At 70.1% G+C, this 16961-nt stretch carries 10 protein-coding genes; 7 read left to right on the forward strand and 3 right to left on the reverse strand.

The features are described 5' to 3' along the window. The first annotated feature begins 24 nt into the window (after window positions 1–24). The 7 genes from ggt (at window position 25) to VIG79_RS02160 (ending at window position 13034) form a co-directional block, all read left to right on the forward strand. Complete coding sequence (gene ggt / locus VIG79_RS02130; protein ID WP_331881514.1) at window positions 25–1857, forward strand: gamma-glutamyltransferase; 1833 nt, start codon at window positions 25–27, stop codon at window positions 1855–1857. A 54-nt stretch (window positions 1858–1911) separates the two neighbouring features. Beyond that, window positions 1912–2640, forward strand: coding sequence for a hypothetical protein (locus VIG79_RS02135; RefSeq protein WP_331881516.1), 729 nt, complete (start codon window positions 1912–1914; stop codon window positions 2638–2640). A 262-nt stretch (window positions 2641–2902) separates the two neighbouring features. Continuing rightward, window positions 2903–3589, forward strand: a complete 687-nt coding sequence (gene rplJ, locus VIG79_RS02140) for a 50S ribosomal protein L10 (protein ID WP_331881519.1) — start codon at window positions 2903–2905, stop codon at window positions 3587–3589. Between the two features lie 60 nt (window positions 3590–3649). Then, the gene (gene rplL, locus VIG79_RS02145) at window positions 3650–4039 is read left to right on the forward strand and encodes a 50S ribosomal protein L7/L12 (RefSeq protein WP_331881522.1); all 390 of its coding nucleotides are present in this window, start codon (window positions 3650–3652) and stop codon (window positions 4037–4039) included. A 176-nt stretch (window positions 4040–4215) separates the two neighbouring features. Beyond that, window positions 4216–5175, forward strand: a complete 960-nt coding sequence (pip, locus tag VIG79_RS02150) for a prolyl aminopeptidase (RefSeq protein WP_331881525.1) — start codon at window positions 4216–4218, stop codon at window positions 5173–5175. Between the two features lie 392 nt (window positions 5176–5567). Further along, window positions 5568–9053, forward strand: coding sequence for a DNA-directed RNA polymerase subunit beta (gene rpoB, locus VIG79_RS02155; protein WP_331881528.1), 3486 nt, complete (start codon window positions 5568–5570; stop codon window positions 9051–9053). 93 nt (window positions 9054–9146) lie between these two features. Next, complete coding sequence (locus tag VIG79_RS02160) at window positions 9147–13034, forward strand: DNA-directed RNA polymerase subunit beta' (protein WP_331881531.1); 3888 nt, start codon at window positions 9147–9149, stop codon at window positions 13032–13034. Window positions 13035–13240: 206 nt separating this feature from the next. Here the strand turns inward: VIG79_RS02160 and VIG79_RS02165 are convergent, their stop codons facing one another. The 3 genes from VIG79_RS02165 to VIG79_RS02175 are packed head-to-tail and all read right to left on the reverse strand — an operon-like array spanning window position 13241 to window position 16842. Then, window positions 13241–14803: a multicopper oxidase family protein gene (locus tag VIG79_RS02165; RefSeq protein WP_331881533.1), complete on the reverse strand. Its 1563-nt coding sequence runs from the start codon at window positions 14801–14803 to the stop codon at window positions 13241–13243. Beyond that, a complete protein-coding gene (locus tag VIG79_RS02170) occupies window positions 14800–15228 on the reverse strand; it encodes a hypothetical protein (protein WP_331881535.1) in 429 nt (142 codons plus the stop codon). The genes VIG79_RS02165 and VIG79_RS02170 overlap by 4 nt, the downstream gene beginning before the upstream one ends. Before the next feature lie 45 nt (window positions 15229–15273). Continuing rightward, on the reverse strand, window positions 15274–16842 hold the full coding sequence (locus VIG79_RS02175) for a DUF2142 domain-containing protein (protein WP_331881538.1): 1569 nt from the start codon (window positions 16840–16842) through the stop codon (window positions 15274–15276). Between the last annotated feature and the right edge of the window lie 119 nt (window positions 16843–16961).

Raw genomic sequence — 16961 nt, forward strand, 5'->3', positions numbered from 1 at the left:
GTTACCCAGGGCTACGGTCGAGCGATGAGCCGCCTCCGCCGTCGCGTCGTCCTGGGCCTCAGCGCCGTCACCGTCCTCACCGTCGCCACCGCCACGCCGGCCCTCGCCGACAAGGGCTGGCACGGTAGACCACCGAGCGACCTGCCCAAGGCGCCGCTCATGGTGGGCTCGGGCGGGGCGGTCTCCTCGGTCGACCGCGACGCCAGCCAGGTCGGCATCGACGTGCTGGCCAGGGGCGGCAACGCCGCCGACGCGGCCGTGGCCACAGCGGCGGCTCTCGGGGTCACCGAGCCCTACAGCGCCGGCATCGGCGGCGGCGGCTTCCTCGTCTACTACGACGCGAAGACCAAGAAGGTCACCACGCTGGACGGCCGAGAGACCGCCCCCAAGTCGTTCACCCCGGCGGTGTTCCAGGACTCGGCCGGCAAGGCCCTCGACTTCAACACGGTGGTCACCTCAGGTTTGTCCGTCGGAACTCCCGGCACGCCGGCCCTGTGGGACAAGGCCGCCCGCAATCTCGGCACCATGCGCCTCTCGCAGCTGCTCCTACCCGCTGCGGCGCTGGCCTACAAGGGGTTCACGGTCGACCAGACCTTCTACGACCAGACGGCGGCCAACGCCACCCGCTTCGCCAAGTTCCCCGCGACCAAGCAGGTCTTCCTGCCCGGCGGCAACCCGCCGGCCGTCGGTTCGACCTTCCGCAACCCGGAACTGGCCCGGTCCTACCTCGAGCTCGCCGCCTTCGGCACCGACTGGCTCTACCGGGGCCGGATGGGTGACGCGATCGTCGCGCAGGCGCAGAACCCGACGACCGCACCGGGGGTCAGCGTCCTCAAGGGGCAGCTGACCAAGGCGGATCTGCGGGCCTATGAGGCGCTCACCAAGGCCCCGATCACTTCGCAGTACAAGGGATTCGACGTCTACGGTATGCCGGTGCCGAGCTCCGGCGGCATCGCCGTCGCCGAGATTCTCAACCTCATCGAGGCGTACGAGGCCAGGACCGGCACCAGGCTCTCCAGCCTGGACAACGCCAACTATCTGCACTGGTTCTCGGAGGCCTCCGCGACGGCCTTCGCCGACCGGAACCGCTACGTCGGCGACCAGACCGTCGTCCCGGTCAAGGAGCTGACGAGCGACGCGTTCGCCGCCGAGCGGGCCTGCCTCTTCAGTACCGCGACCGCGCAACCGCGGCCGATACCGTTCGGCAGCCCGGACGGCTCGTACACCTCGTGCCCCACGTCCGGCAGTCGGCAGGGCGAGCCCTACGAGGGCGAGTCGACGACCCACCTCGTCACCGCCGACAAGTGGGGCAACGTGGCCTCCTACACCCTGACCATCGAGCAGACCGGCGGCTCCGCCATCACCGTGCCGGGCTACGGCTTCCTGCTCAACAACGAGCTGACCGACTTCAACTTCACGCCGCTCACTCCTGGGGTGCCGGACCCCAACCTGCCGGGCTCGGGCAAGCGCCCGCGTTCCTCGATGAGCCCGACCATCCTGCTCAAGGACGGCAAGCCGTACCTCACCGTCGGCTCCCCGGGTGGCGCGACGATCATCACCTCGGTCAGCCAGACCATCCTCGGCTACCTCGACCGCAACCTGTCCCTCGTGGACGCCATCGCCGCCGCGCGACTCTCCTCCCGGAACGGGGCCGAGGGTGCGGAACCACCGATCCTGACCGGTCCTGACGGCGACGCACTCCGGGCCCTCGGTCACAACCTCGTGTCCGCCGGTACGCCCAACGAGATCGGGGCGGTCACCGCGATCCACCCGCTCGGTGGCAACCGGTTCGAGGCAGCCGCGGAGACGACGCGGCGTGGCGGAGGCTCGGCGATGGTGGTGCGACCCTCGCCGTGACCCGCCAGCCGGGGTGACGGTGTCGCGAGAGCAGGGTCGCGGTACCGTTCCCCGGTGCCCGACCGCGCGCTGATCGGCGTCGCCCTGGCGCTCACCCTCCTCGCGGCCGGTGCGTGCACGACCGCGACGACCGCCTCGGCACCGACCTCCGCACCGGCCTCGCCCTCGGCCACGAGCACCGGTCCGGTCGACCCGGCCGTCCTCGGTGGCCGGGTCCACGCCGCCATGGTCAAGGCCGGCAGCGGTACGGGGACGGTGACGATGACCGGCAGCCAACCGGTGACGGCGTCCCTGAAGTTCGCCTACCCGAACGGCCAGAACCAGGTGTCGCAGGCGACGTTCGCCATGGTCGGCTCCCAGATCGACGCCGTCTACGCCGACAACGGGACCTTCGTCAAGGGACTCCCGCCCGCACTCGCGACCGGGAAGACCTGGGCGCGCGTCGAGCCGAACGAGACCGATGTCGTCAGCCGCGCCGTTCGCGAGATCGGCGGTGCGGCCAGCGACCCGAGGGCTGCCCTCTCAGCGTTCCCGGGTGGCCAGGCGGCCGTCGTCGAGCGGCAGGGCGGAACCACGCGGTATGCGGTCACGGCCGCGAGCGGGCAGGCCGCCGGACCCGTCCCACTGGACCTGTCGGTCGACGACCAGGACCGGCCGACCCGGATGACCGTGACCCTCGCCGGGCAGACGGTCACCGTCGTCTACCGCGACTGGGGAGCCCCGGTCAAGGTGACCGTCCCGAGCGCCGACGAGGTCGGAGCGCTCTCGCTGCCGACGGGCTGACGCGCCGTTTTGACCCCGGCGCCGTCCGGCCCGTACTCTGGACGACGACCACTGACCGCCGGTCGTCTGCCGCCCTGGTCCCCAGGGAGACAGACCGAAGGTCCGCACCGAGTGCGGGCGACCTGCGCAGGCCACGAACCGACTCGCATACCCGGACTCGATCCGGATGCGGCTCCGCCCCGTGCGCCTCGCGCCGGGGCCTTCTCGTGAGGGCCTTCGAACCCGCCGCGCGGTCACCCCCCGCAACGCAGAAGGAGGCCCCATGGCCACCGCCGAGAAGCAGGCGGCGATCGCCGAGCTCGCGGACAGCTTCCGCGGTTCGAACGCGGCGGTGCTCACCGAGTACCGCGGCCTGACCGTCAAGCAGCTGTCCGAGCTGCGCGGCACGCTGCGCGGCCACGCCACCTACGCCGTGGTGAAGAACACCCTCACCCAGCTCGCGGCCCAGGAGGCCGGGGTCACCGCGTTCGACGGCCAGCTCGTCGGGCCGACGGCCATCGCCTTCGTCACCGGCGACCCCGTCGAGGCGGCGAAGGGCCTGCGCGACTTCGCCAAGGCCCACCCGCTGCTCGTCATCAAGGGCGGCGTCCTCGACGGCAAGGCCATGTCGGCCGCCGAGATCACCAAGCTCGCGGACCTCGAGTCCCGTGAGGTCCTGCTCGCCAAGCTCGCCGGCGCCATGAACGCGTCGCTGACCAAGGCGGTCTACCTCTTCGCCGCACCGCTGACCCAGAGCGCCCGACTCATCGAGGCGCTCCGGGCCAAGGTCGAGGCCGAGGGCGGCCCGCAGGACGCGACGCCGCAGGACGCCGCAACTCCACAGGACGCGACGCCGCAGGACGTCGTCACCCCGCAGGACGCTGTCGACGACAGCACCCCCCAGGACGCGGCGGCTCCAGCCGACGAATCCACCCCCCAGGACGTCGCCACGAGTGGCGACACCGCCTGAGCCGTCACGGCTCAGCTCATCCACCACGCCACTCAGGCAAGAACAGGAAGGAACGCCACCATGGCGAAGCTCAGCACCGACGAGCTCCTTGACGCCTTCAAGGAGATGACCCTCATCGAGCTCTCCGAGTTCGTGAAGCAGTTCGAGGACACCTTCGGGGTCACCGCGGCGGCTCCGGTCGCCGTTGCCGCCCCGGGCGCGGCCGCAGGCGGCGGCGAGGCCGCTGCCGTCGAGGAGCAGGACGAGTTCGACGTCGTCCTCGAGGCGGCCGGCGACAAGAAGATCCAGGTCATCAAGGAGGTCCGCGCGCTCACCAGCCTCGGCCTCAAGGAGGCCAAGGACCTCGTCGACGGCGCTCCCAAGCCGGTCCTCGAGAAGGTCGACAAGGCCGCCGCCGAGAAGGCCAAGGACCAGCTCGAGGCTGCGGGCGCGACCGTCACCCTCAAGTGACCCCGCGCGCGTAAGCGCACACTCCGGACGGGCTCGACCGCACACGCGGTCGGGCCCGTCCTGTTGTCGTGGATCCGGCTCGACTGCCAGTCGAGGTCCTCGACTGGTGCTCCAGGGGCAGCCCAGGGCCTTGGCTGCCAGTCGAGCGCGGCGGGTGTGTGTCTAGAGTCGGCCGGATGTACGAGCCGACCCCGCCCCACGACGAGGGCCTCCTCGACGTCGGCGACGGGCAGCGGCTCCACGTCGAGGTGCGCGGAAACCCCGACGGCGTGCCCGCCGTCGTCCTCCACGGCGGCCCGGGCTCGGGCGCCAGCGCCTGGTGGGCGGGGTTCTTCGACCCGGAGCGCTACCGCGTCGTCCTGCTCGACCAGCGCGGCGCCGGCCGGAGCACTCCGTCGACGCAGGAGCCCGCCACCGACCTGTCGGTGAACACGACGACCCATCTCGTGGCCGACCTGGAGCGGCTGCGTGACCACCTCGGGGTCGACCGGTGGCTCCTCCTCGGTGGCTCCTGGGGGGCGACCCTCGGCCTGACGTATGCGGTGACCCACCCCGAGCGGGTCCGGGCGGTGGTCCTCGGGGCGGTCACACTCACCCGCACGGTCGACGTGGAGTGGCTGACGCGAGGCGTGGGCCGGTACTTCCCGGAGGCCCACCAGCGCTTCCTTGCCGCCCTGCCCGAGCCGGACCGCGACGACAACCTCGCCGCCGCATACGCGCGGCTGCTGGCGTCGCCGGACCCGCAGGTGCGGTTCGACGCCGCGGTCGCCTGGTGCGAGTGGGAGGAGGCCATCGCGAGCCTCGAGTCGGCCGCCGTGCCCGGGGTCTGGAGCAGCCCGAGGTATGCGGACCCCAACTTCCGGTACGGCTTCGCCCGGACCGTGACCCACTACTTCGGGAACGCCGCCTTCCAGCCCGACGACGCCATCCTCAGCCGGCTGTACCTCCTCGCCAGCGTCCCCGCCGTGCTGTGCCACGGGCGGCTCGACCTGGCCGGCCCGGCGGACGTGGCGTGGGACCTTGCGGGTCGCTGGCCGGGCGCGGAGCTGCACATCGTCGACGGTGTCGGGCACCTGGGCTCTGACCGGATGAACGCCCTGATGGTGGCCGCGACCGACCGCTTCGCGGCGCTGTGACCTGCGAAGACACACCGAACTGCGCCGCCCTGCTTGACGCGCGAGCGGCAAGGGTCCATAGTCGTGCCGTTCTCGACAGGTCCGTCCTGCCTGGAGCGCAGCCCCGATCTTCACGGTGACCGGGCGGGCGTCCGCGGACGGGGACTTGACTCGACTGGACAAGCATGCCCTGTGTGAGTATGCTGTCGCTTTGCGCTGCCTCTGCCCGCAACCTTCGTCCACTCAAGCGCTTCGTGGTGTCCCGATCCGGTCCCCTACCGGCTGTCCGGGGCGAGCCCTCACGGTGAGATCCGTGAATCCACCACGATGCCGTTTCGAGCCCGGTGCGCAAGGCCACGGGAGCAGGTCGCGCTGACAACTCAAGTTCAGTAAGGCCCGTGGAAGGACCCTCCTTGGCTGCCTCGCGCACCGCGTCCCAGAATGTGTCCACCGCACGGACGGCCTCAGGCCGTCTGTCGTTCGCCCAGATTCGCGAACCCCTGGAGGTTCCAGACCTCCTGGCTCTCCAGACGGAGAGCTTCGACTGGTTGCTCGGCAACGAGCGCTGGCAGGCCCGAGTGGCCCTCGCCAAGGAGGCGGGCCGCACCGACGTGCCCGACCGCTCCGGCCTCGAGGAGATCTTCGAGGAAATCTCCCCGATCGAGGACTTCTCCGGCTCCATGTCGCTCTCGTTCCGCGACCACCGCTTCGAGGAGACTCGCAAGACGATCGAGTCCTGCAAGGAGCGTGACCAGACCTACGACGCGCCCCTCTTCGTGACCGCCGAGTTCATGAACACGAACACCGGCGAGATCAAGAGCCAGACCGTGTTCATGGGCGACTTCCCGCTCATGACCGAGCGCGGCACCTTCATCATCAACGGCACCGAGCGGGTCGTCGTCTCGCAGCTCGTCCGCAGCCCGGGCGTCTACTTCGAGCGGACCGCCGACAAGACCTCGGACAAGGACATCTACACCACCAAGGTCATCCCCAGCCGGGGTGCCTGGCTGGAGTTCGAGATCGACAAGCGCGACATGGTCGGCGTCCGCGTCGACCGCAAGCGCAAGCAGTCCGTGACGGTGCTGCTCAAGGCGCTGGGCTGGACCGAGGCGCAGATCCTCGAGGAGTTCGGCGACTACGAGTCGATGCGGCTCACCCTGGAGAAGGACCACACCCAGGGTCAGGACGACGCGCTCCTCGACATCTACCGCAAGCTGCGTCCGGGCGAGCCGCCGACCAAGGAGGCCGCGCAGACGCTGCTCGACAACCTCTACTTCAACGGCAAGCGCTACGACCTCGCGAAGGTCGGCCGCTACAAGCTGAACAAGAAGCTGGGGCTCGAGGCACCGCTGTCTTCGTCGACGCTGTCCATCGAGGACATCGTCGCGACGATCAAGTACCTCGTCGTGCTGCACGCCGGCGAGTCGTCGATGAAGGGCCGTCGCGACGGCCACGACATCGACCTGCGCGTCGAGGTCGACGACATCGACCACTTCGGCAACCGTCGCCTCCGTAGCGTCGGCGAGCTCATCCAGAACCAGGTCCGCACGGGCCTGTCCCGGATGGAGCGCGTCGTCCGCGAGCGGATGACGACCCAGGACGTCGAGGCGATCACGCCGCAGACCCTGATCAACATCCGCCCGGTCGTGGCGAGCATCCGCGAGTTCTTCGGGACGTCGCAGCTCAGCCAGTTCATGGACCAGAACAACCCGCTGTCGGGTCTGACGCACAAGCGGCGTCTCTCCGCGCTCGGCCCGGGTGGTCTGTCCCGTGACCGTGCCGGTATGGAGGTCCGCGACGTCCACTCGTCGCACTACGGCCGGATGTGCCCGATCGAGACCCCTGAGGGCCCGAACATCGGCCTCATCGGCTCGCTCGCGTCCTACGGGCGGATCAACGCGTTCGGCTTCGTCGAGACCCCCTACCGCAAGGTGACCAAGGGCAAGGTCAGCGACGAGGTCGACTACCTCACGGCCGACGAGGAGGACGAGCACGTCATCGCGCAGGCGAACGAGCCGCTCACCGCGGACAGCCACTTCGCCGAGGAGCGCGTCCTCGTCCGTACCAAGGGCGGCGAGGTCGAGTACATCCCGGGCGCCGACGTCGACTACATGGACGTCTCGCCGCGGCAGATGGTCTCGGCGGCCACCGCGCTCATCCCGTTCCTCGAGCACGACGACGCCAACCGTGCCCTGATGGGCTCGAACATGCAGCGTCAGGCGGTCCCGCTGGTCCGGTCCGAGGCCCCGCTCGTGGGCACCGGCATGGAGTTCCGCGCGGCGGTCGACTCCGGTGACGTCGTCATCGCGTCCAAGGCCGGTGTCGTCACCGAGGTGAGCGCCGACCTGGTCACCGTGGCCAACGACGACGGCACCAACCTCACCTACCGGATCGCCAAGTTCGACCGGTCCAACCAGGGCAACTGCTACAACCAGATCGTCCGCGTGGACGACGGTCAGCGGGTCGAGGTCGGGACGGTCATCGCGGACGGCCCGGCGACGGAGAACGGCGAGATGGCACTCGGCCGGAACCTCCTCGTGGCGTTCATGCCGTGGGAGGGCCACAACTACGAGGACGCCATCATCCTCAGCCAGCGTCTGGTGCAGGACGACGTCCTCTCCTCGATCCACATCGAGGAGCACGAGGTCGACGCCCGCGACACCAAGCTGGGCCCGGAGGAGATCACCCGGGACATCCCCAACGTCTCCGAGGAGGTCCTGGCGGACCTCGACGAGCGCGGGATCATCCGGATCGGTGCCGAGGTCCGCGACGGCGACCTGCTGGTCGGCAAGGTCACGCCCAAGGGCGAGACCGAGCTCACCCCCGAGGAGCGGCTGCTCCGCGCGATCTTCGGTGAGAAGGCGCGCGAGGTCCGCGACACGTCCCTGAAGGTCCCCCACGGCGAGACCGGCACGGTCATCGGCGTCAAGGTCTTCGACAAGGACGAGGGCGACGACCTGCCCCCGGGCGTGAACCAGCTGGTCCGCGTCTACGTCGCGAACAAGCGGAAGATCACCGACGGCGACAAGCTGGCCGGCCGCCACGGCAACAAGGGCGTCATCTCCAAGATCCTGCCCGTCGAGGACATGCCGTTCCTCGAGGACGGGACGCCCGTGGACGTCGTGCTCAACCCCCTCGGCGTGCCCGGCCGGATGAACGTCGGCCAGATCCTCGAGCTGCACCTCGGCTGGGCCGCCTCGCGCGGCTGGAAGGTCGTCGGGCAGCCCGACTGGGCCAAGCCGATCCCGCAGGACGCGTATGAGGCGTCCCCGGGCACCCGGGTCGCCAGCCCCGTCTTCGACGGCGCCGGCGAGAACGTCATCACCGGGCTGCTCGACTCGACCAACGAGACGCGCGACGGTGTGCGGCTCATCGACGGGTCCGGCAAGGCGCTGCTCTTCGACGGCCGCTCCGGCGAGCCGTTCCCGGAGGCGGTGTCGGTGGGCTACATGTACATCCTCAAGCTCCACCACCTCGTCGACGACAAGATCCACGCACGGTCGACCGGCCCCTACTCGATGATCACCCAGCAGCCGCTCGGCGGTAAGGCCCAGTTCGGTGGCCAGCGCTTCGGTGAGATGGAGGTCTGGGCCCTCGAGGCCTACGGCGCGGCCTACACGCTGCAGGAGCTGCTCACCATCAAGTCCGACGACGTCCCGGGCCGCGTGAAGGTCTACGAGGCGATCGTCAAGGGCGAGAACATCCCCGACTCCGGCATCCCCGAGTCCTTCAAGGTCCTCCTCAAGGAGATGCAGTCGCTGTGTCTCAACGTCGAGGTCCTGTCGACCGATGGCCAGACCATTGAGATGAAGGAAGCCGACGAGGACGTGTTCCGCGCGGCGGAGGAGCTCGGCATCGACCTGTCCCGGCGCGAGCCGAGCTCGGTCGAAGAGGTCTGACACCGGTGGGGTGTGCGTGCCGCAGCCGGCACGCATACCCGCACCACCACTGCTTGAAGACGACTCACCAGAGTTAACGAGAGAAGGAACCACGTGCTCGACGTCAACTTCTTTGACGAGCTGCGTATCGGCCTGGCCACCGCTGACGACATCCGCCAGTGGAGCCACGGCGAGGTGAAGAAGCCGGAGACCATCAACTACCGCACCCTCAAGCCCGAGAAGGAGGGTCTGTTCTGCGAGCGCATCTTCGGGCCCACCCGGGACTGGGAGTGCAACTGCGGCAAGTACAAGCGGGTCCGCTTCAAGGGCATCATCTGCGAGCGCTGCGGCGTCGAGGTGACCCGGGCCAAGGTGCGGCGTGAGCGGATGGGCCACATCGAGCTCGCCGCCCCCGTCACCCACATCTGGTACTTCAAGGGCGTCCCGAGCCGGCTCGGGTACCTCCTCGACCTGGCCCCGAAGGACCTCGAGAAGGTCATCTACTTCGCGGCCTACATGATCACGTCCGTCGACGTGGACCAGCGCCACCAGGACCTGCCCTCGCTGGAGGCGCAGATCCAGGTGGAGAAGAAGGAGATCGAGAACCGTCGCGACGCCGACATCGAGGCGCGCGCGAAGATCCTCGAGAAGGACCTCGCCGAGCTCGAGGCCGAGGGCGCCAAGTCCGACGCCAAGCGCAAGGTCCGCGAGTCGGCCGAGCGCGAGATGAACAACATCCGCAAGCGCGCCGACCAGCAGGTCGAGCGGCTCGAGCAGGTCTGGGACCGCTTCAAGAACCTCAAGGTCCAGGACCTCGAGGGCGATGAGGTGCTCTACCGCGAGATGCGTGACCGGTTCGGCCTCTACTTCGAGGGCGGCATGGGCGCGGCGGCGATCCAGAAGCGGCTGGAGACCTTCGACCTCGAGTCGGAGATCGCCGAGCTGCGCGAGATCATCGCGACCGGCCGCGGCCAGAAGAAGACCCGGGCCCTCAAGCGGCTCAAGGTCGTCACCGCGTTCACGACGACGACCAACAGCCCGACGGGCATGGTCCTCGACTGCGTCCCGGTCATCCCGCCGGACCTGCGCCCGATGGTGCAGCTCGACGGTGGCCGGTTCGCCACGTCCGACCTCAACGACCTCTACCGCCGCGTCATCAACCGGAACAACCGCCTGAAGCGGCTCCTGGACCTCGGCGCGCCGGAGATCATCGTCAACAACGAGAAGCGGATGCTCCAGGAGGCCGTCGACTCGCTGTTCGACAACGGTCGTCGTGGCCGTCCGGTGACCGGCCCGGGCAACCGGCCGCTCAAGTCGCTGTCCGACATGCTCAAGGGCAAGCAGGGCCGGTTCCGCCAGAACCTGCTCGGCAAGCGCGTCGACTACTCCGGCCGTTCGGTCATCGTCGTCGGCCCGCAGCTGAAGCTGCACCAGTGCGGCCTGCCCAAGCAGATGGCGCTCGAGCTGTTCAAGCCGTTCGTCATGAAGCGGCTCGTCGACCTCGACCACGCGCAGAACATCAAGTCCGCCAAGCGGATGGTCGAGCGCGCGCGTCCGGTCGTCTGGGACGTGCTCGAGGAGGTCATCACGGAGCACCCGGTCCTGTTGAACCGGGCGCCCACGTTGCACCGCCTGGGCATCCAGGCCTTCGAGCCGCAGCTGGTCGAGGGCAAGGCCATCCAGATCCACCCGCTCGTCTGCACGGCGTTCAACGCCGACTTCGACGGTGACCAGATGGCCGTCCACGTGCCGCTGTCCGCCGAGGCGCAGGCCGAGGCCCGCATCCTCATGCTGTCGAGCAACAACATCCTCAAGCCGGCCGACGGCCGCCCCGTGACCATGCCCACCCAGGACATGATCATCGGCCTGTTCCACCTCACCTCCGAGGTGGAGGACGGCCCGGGTGCCGGTCGCGTCTTCGGGACGCCGGCCGAGGCGCGGATGGCGTTCGACAAGCACGAGATCCTGCTCGGCTCCCGCGTTCGGGTCCGTCTCACGGACGTCGTGCCCCCGGTCGGCTACGAGCTGCCCGAGGGTGTCGAGGCGGGCGAGCACGGCATCGTCCCGCAGCTCATCCTCGAGACGACGCTGGGCCGCGTGCTCTTCAACGAGGCCCTCCCGGTGAACTACGCGTTCGTCGAGGAGGTCGTCGACAAGAAGCGGCTCTCGTCGATCGTCAACGACCTGGCGGAGCGCTACACCAAGGTGCAGGTCGCGGCGTCGCTGGACGCTCTCAAGGACGCCGGCTTCTACTGGGCCACCCGGTCCGGTGCGACCGTCGCCATCTCCGACGTGGTCACGCCGCCGCGCAAGAAGGAGATCCTCGAGGAGTACGAAGCCCGCGCGACCAAGGTCCAGAAGCTCTACGACCGTGGAGCGATGACGGACAACGAGCGTCGCGAGGACCTCATCGAGATCTGGAACGAGGCCACCAACAAGGTCGCGGACGAGATGCGGGCCAACATCCCGGTCACCAACACCATCTACAAGATGGTGAACTCCGGGGCCCGTGGCAACTGGATGCAGCTGCGCCAGATCGCCGGTATGCGTGGCCTGGTGTCGAACCCGAAGGGCGAGATCATCCCCCGTCCGATCCGCGCGAACTTCCGCGAGGGTCTGTCGGTGCTCGAGTTCTTCATCTCGACCCACGGTTCCCGTAAGGGTCTCGCGGACACCGCTCTGCGGACCGCGGACTCGGGCTACCTCACCCGTCGTCTCGTGGACGTGTCGCAGGACGTCATCATCCGTGAGCAGGACTGTGGCACCGAGCGTGGCCTGACCATGCCGATCGCCGACTCGCACAGTGGCAAGCGCGTCCCGCACGAGGACGTCGAGACCAGCGTCTACGCGCGGACCCTCGCGCAGGACGTGGCCGACGCCGACGGCACGGTGCTCGCCAACGCCGGCATCGACCTCGGTGACGTCGTCATCGACGCGCTGTTCGCGGCGGGCATCGACCAGGTGAAGGTCCGCTCGGTCCTCACCTGCGAGAGCAAGGTCGGCACGTGCGCGATGTGCTACAGCCGGTCGCTGGCGACGGGCAAGCTCGTCGACATCGGCGAGGCCGTCGGCATCATCGCGGCGCAGTCGATCGGTGAGCCCGGCACCCAGCTGACGATGCGGACCTTCCACACCGGTGGTGTGGCTGGTGACGACATCACGCAGGGTCTGCCCCGAGTCGTCGAGCTGTTCGAGGCGCGTACCCCCAAGGGGGTCGCCCCGATCGCCGAGACGACCGGTCGCGTCAAGGTCGAGGACACCGACAAGACCCGTCGGATCGTCCTGGTGCCGGACGACGGCAGCGACGAGCACGCCTACCCGGTGAGCAAGCGGTCCCGCCTGCTCGTCACGGACGGTGAGCACGTCGAGGTCGGTCACCAGCTGATCCAGGGCGCCATCGACCCGAAGCAGGTGCTGCGGATCCTCGGCCCCCGTGCGGTCCAGACGCACCTCGTCGACGAGGTGCAGCACGTCTACCGCCAGCAGGGTGTGTCGATCCACGACAAGCACATCGAGGTCATCGTCCGGCAGATGCTGCGGCGGGTGACGGTCATCGAGGCCGGCGACGCCAACCTCATCCCGGGCGACCTCGCGGAGCGCACGCGCTTCGCGGCGGAGAACGACCGGGTGTCCCGCGAGGGTGGCAAGACCGCGTCGGGTCGACCGGAGCTCATGGGCATCACCAAGGCCTCGCTCGCGACCGAGTCGTGGCTGTCGGCGGCGTCCTTCCAGGAGACGACCCGGGTGCTCACCCAGGCCGCCATGGAGGCCAAGTCCGACCCGCTGCTCGGCCTCAAGGAGAACGTCATCCTCGGCAAGCTCATCCCGGCCGGGACGGGCCTGCCCCGCTACCGGAACATCACGGTGGAGCCGACCGAGGAGGCCAAGGCCGCCATGTACGCGCTGCCGAACTACGACGCGTACGACTACAGCACCTTCGGTGCCGCGTCGGGCGAGCCGGTCCGGCTGGACGACGTCAGCCTCGGGTTCACCGACAGCTGACGTCAGAAGCGCTCGACACGACAGGCGGGTATGCCCGGGGAGACCCGGCGCATACCCGCCCGTCGCGTTCTCCCGACAAACGCCGGGGCCGCTGCCGTTCTCCCCTCGGCTCGACGCAGCGTCGACCGGCCTGACGCCCCATGCACGGTGCGTCAAGTCGGTCGACTCAGCGTCAAGCCGGGCGGCAGCGCGTTGGGGGCCTGGAGTCAGCGGGTGACGACGTTGGCCATCATCGCCATGTCCTCGTGCTCGAGGTTGTGGCAGTGGACGACGTACCGGCCCGCGTAGTCGGTGAACCGGACCGCCACCTCGACGGTCTCCGAGGGGCGCACCGCCACGGTGTCCTTCCAGCCGACGTCCTGCGCTGAGAGCCGGCCCGGACCACCACGCGCCACGACCTGGAACGGGTCGAGGTGCACGTGCACCGGATGGGCGACGTCGCTGGTGAAGCTCCACACTTCGACGGCCCCGAGGGTCGGAGCGGCGTCGACGCGACCCGGGTCGAAGGTGCCGGCGTTGATGGTCCACGGCCCGCGCTGGCCACGGGTGCGGAAGTCGAAGCTGCGCCGGATCACGGCCGCTCCCGGGTCGAGACGGCCCACCGTCGACAGCCGATCGGGGACGTGGGAGTCGTCGGGCAGCCGCTGGCCGACCCGGAATCGCATGACCGCCCGCATACCGGGCTCGAGCTCGTTGACGAGGTCGACGACGGTGCCGGGCTGGTAGCGACCGAGGTCGACGACGAGGTCGTAGCGCTCGCCCGGCGAGATGTCGACGGCGTCGTGCACCACCGGTGCCTCGAGCAGGCCACCGTCCGAGCCCACCTGGACCAGGCCGCCGCCGCCCGCTGGCGGCGGCCAGAGGGACAGCCGGTAGGCGCGTGCGTTGGAGGCGTTGAGCAGCCGCAGACGATGCCGCACCGCGGGCGCCTCGAGGACCGGCCACGGCACGCCATTGACGAGGGTCACGTCGCCGAGAACCCCGTCCTGGAACTCCGGCGGGACCATGGCCATGCCGTGCTCGAGCGTCACCGGCGGGTAGAGCAGGGAACCGTCCGCGGCGAACGACCGGTCGCTGATGGCCACCGGCAGGTCCCGGTCGCCGCTCGGCAGGCCGAGCGCGTCCTCCTCGTCGTCGTGGACGAGGTGCATCCCGAACAGGCCCCGCCAGACGTTCTGGGCGGTCGCCGCCATCGTGTGGTCGTGGTACCAGAGCGTCGCGGCCCGCTGCTGCATCGGGTAGGCGTGGACCCGACTCCCCGAGGCCACCCGAGCCGCCGGGTCGGCCGGCATCCCAGGCAGCACCGGTGCGGCCGTGACTCCCACGGGCAGCAGCAGGTCGGTCGGGTAGCCGTCGCTCTCCGCCGGAGTGTGGCCGCCGTGGAGGTGGGTGACGGTCGGGATGGTCAGATCGTTCCTCACGGTGACCTCGGTGGGCCGCCCGGACCGCGAGACGAGAGTCGGCCCCGGGAGCGAGCCGGCGAAGGTCACGGCTCGCGTCCGCAGCCCCGGCAGGATCTCGAGGTCGGCGGTGCGCTGCTCGAGCTGGAACCGCAGCACGCCGTCCGTTCCGACCGTGCCCGTCGCTACCGGAGGAGTGCGGAACGGCAGCGTGTACGCCTCGGGCAGCCGGGCCGAGCTGCGCAGCAGCGCGCCGTTGCCGGTCCTGGAGAGCACGCCGGGGAAGCCGCCCAGCCAGAGGCCGGTGCCGGCGATCCCGGCCAGGCCGACGATGCCACCGAGCTGCCGGCGGGTGACCGTTGACGTCATGACCGCTGTGCGGGGAGGGGTCGGTGCCAGACCCAGACCAGCAGCATCACCTGGGCGATGATGACCGTGGTGCCGAGCGGGACGTGCACCGCGAGGGACCGGGAGAAACCCAGTCCGAGCTGGACCACGGTGGCGACGGTCAGCAGCAGACCGGCGAGCGGGGTCCACACCGGGCCACCGCCGGGTCGCCAGGCCAGCACGAGGGCGAGCAGCAGCGCGAGAGTGCCGACCCCGAGCAGCAGCCCGTTGGTCGAGTGCAGCGGCAGCGCCTCGATCCGGCCGGCGACGACACCTCCGGCCAGGACGGCTTGGGTGAAGGCGCTCAGCGTGGTGAGGACGGTGACGACCCGCAGCACCGACCACGGCCAGCGGCGGCCGGTGCGGACGGGGGCGGTCTCAGCGGTGGTGGAGACGGTCGTGGACACGTCTCCGAGGTTCGCAGCGCGGCCGAGCGGTGCACATCGGTGACGTCACCGGGTCGCCCCTGACCGGACCCCGACTTCCCCCATGGTCCGGACCCACGCGACCCCGAGGGCCACCGTTCCGAGGACCCCGAGAACCAGCCACGGGTACCACCCCAGCGGCGGCGACCACTCGGCGGCCGGGACGAACCAGCGAGGGCCCGAGTCGGGGCCGAGGCCAACCGCATACCGCTTGGCGTTGAGGTAGAGCCCGATGACGACGACGAGGGGCAGCGCGACCGCGGCCACCCGGACTCCGACGGCGAAGAGTCGGGGGCGGAGGCGCTCGGCGGCGACCACGCCGGACCAGATCGGGACCAGCGCGAAGATCGGCAGGACGTGCCGGCCCTGCAGCCCTGCGTTGATGCCGAAGAAGACTCGTGAGTACGTCACGTAGCTCACCACCAGCGCGACCAGGAGCACACCGAAGAGGACCATTCGGTCGCGCCGGTCGCCGAGAACGAGCGCCGTGACGACCAGCGCCACCGCCGCGGCCAACCAGACGAGGTTGACCGCGTAGGGCGGCCGCACGTCGAGCCAGCCGAACCAGCCGACGCTCTCCTGGATGAGCTGCATCCACTGCTCACCGAAGCCTCGGAAGCTGTCGGCTGAGACCCACGGGCCGAGCAGCACGGGATGGTCGTAGCGCAGCTCCCACACCGCTACCGCGACGGTCGAGACCGCCGGCACGAGGACCGCCGCCCAGGTGACCGCCCGGCGTCCGCGCAGCCCGGCCCACACCTCTCGCCAGCCGCCGAGGACCAGGAGCAGCACGGTGAGGACCGCCATCGTCACGATGCCCAGCTGCCGGCTGAGCACCAGCGCCGTCCCGCTGACCAGCACCATCGCCTGGGTGCCCGACCGGGCTAGCGACTCGGGACGCCGTCCGTAGACCGCCACGACCGCCGCCATCCCGGTGGCCCCCAGGATCTCGACCGCACTGGTGTTGAGCATGCCCAGGCAGAACACCGCCATCGGGGTCAGCAGGGCGGCGACCCCGACAAGGCTGCGCCGGCCGAGCCACCGCACCAGGTGAGCGCACGCGAGCCACAGCAGCACGGCCGAGGCGGCCAGGACCACCAGGCGGCCCAGCCGGGTGGCGCTCACGGGGTCGCTGCCGAGGCTCGCGGCCCAGCCCGCGACGGGGTAGAGGAACGGGGGGTATGCGCCGAGCGTCGTCGCCGCCGCGACGTCGCCCTCCGTGGCGTGGGGCGTCGTCGGCTGGCACGCGGCGGTGGCCTCCGCGTGGAAGGTGAAGCAGGCGTACCCGGCCGGGTCGAGGCGGCCCGGAATCTCCACGACGCGGGTGATCGAGGCGTTGCGGACCGCACTAAGGTCGGCGGGATCGGCCGCGGCAGGACCGGGCACGCCGGCGTCGAACCGCGCCATGCCCAGGGCCTTGACGAGGTGGGCGTCCTCGTCCGGGGCGGCCATCGCCGGGTTGGCGAGCGCCCACCAGATTCCGAGGAGCAGGTAGGGCAGGACGAACAGCGCGACCACGCGCCGGGTCGTGCCGGCCGACGTCGGACCACCGGTCGTGAGGACCGGCTGTTCGGGCTCGCGCGCGGGTCCGGTCACCCGCGCCAGCATCCCATCCGACCACGTGTCCGGCCGCCCATCCGATTCGGAACGCCCCTGGTCGGCGGGCTGCTCGCGGCTGTTAGGCTCCCCGCCGTCAGTGCCCGAGGATGCCCGAG

Origin of the sequence: Lapillicoccus sp. (genome assembly GCF_036559105.1) — a bacterium.
Lineage (GTDB): Bacteria > Actinomycetota > Actinomycetes > Actinomycetales > Dermatophilaceae > Lapillicoccus.

Coding starts and splice junctions, on each gene's coding strand:
- ggt (WP_331881514.1), top strand. CDS start 25: ATGAGCCGCCTCCGCCGTCGCGTCGTCCTGGGCCTCAGCGCCGTCACC.
- rplJ (WP_331881519.1), top strand. CDS start 2,903: ATGGCCACCGCCGAGAAGCAGGCGGCGATCGCCGAGCTCGCGGACAGC.
- rplL (WP_331881522.1), top strand. CDS start 3,650: ATGGCGAAGCTCAGCACCGACGAGCTCCTTGACGCCTTCAAGGAGATG.
- pip (WP_331881525.1), top strand. CDS start 4,216: ATGTACGAGCCGACCCCGCCCCACGACGAGGGCCTCCTCGACGTCGGC.
- VIG79_RS02165 (WP_331881533.1), bottom strand. CDS start 14,803: ATGACGTCAACGGTCACCCGCCGGCAGCTCGGTGGCATCGTCGGCCTG.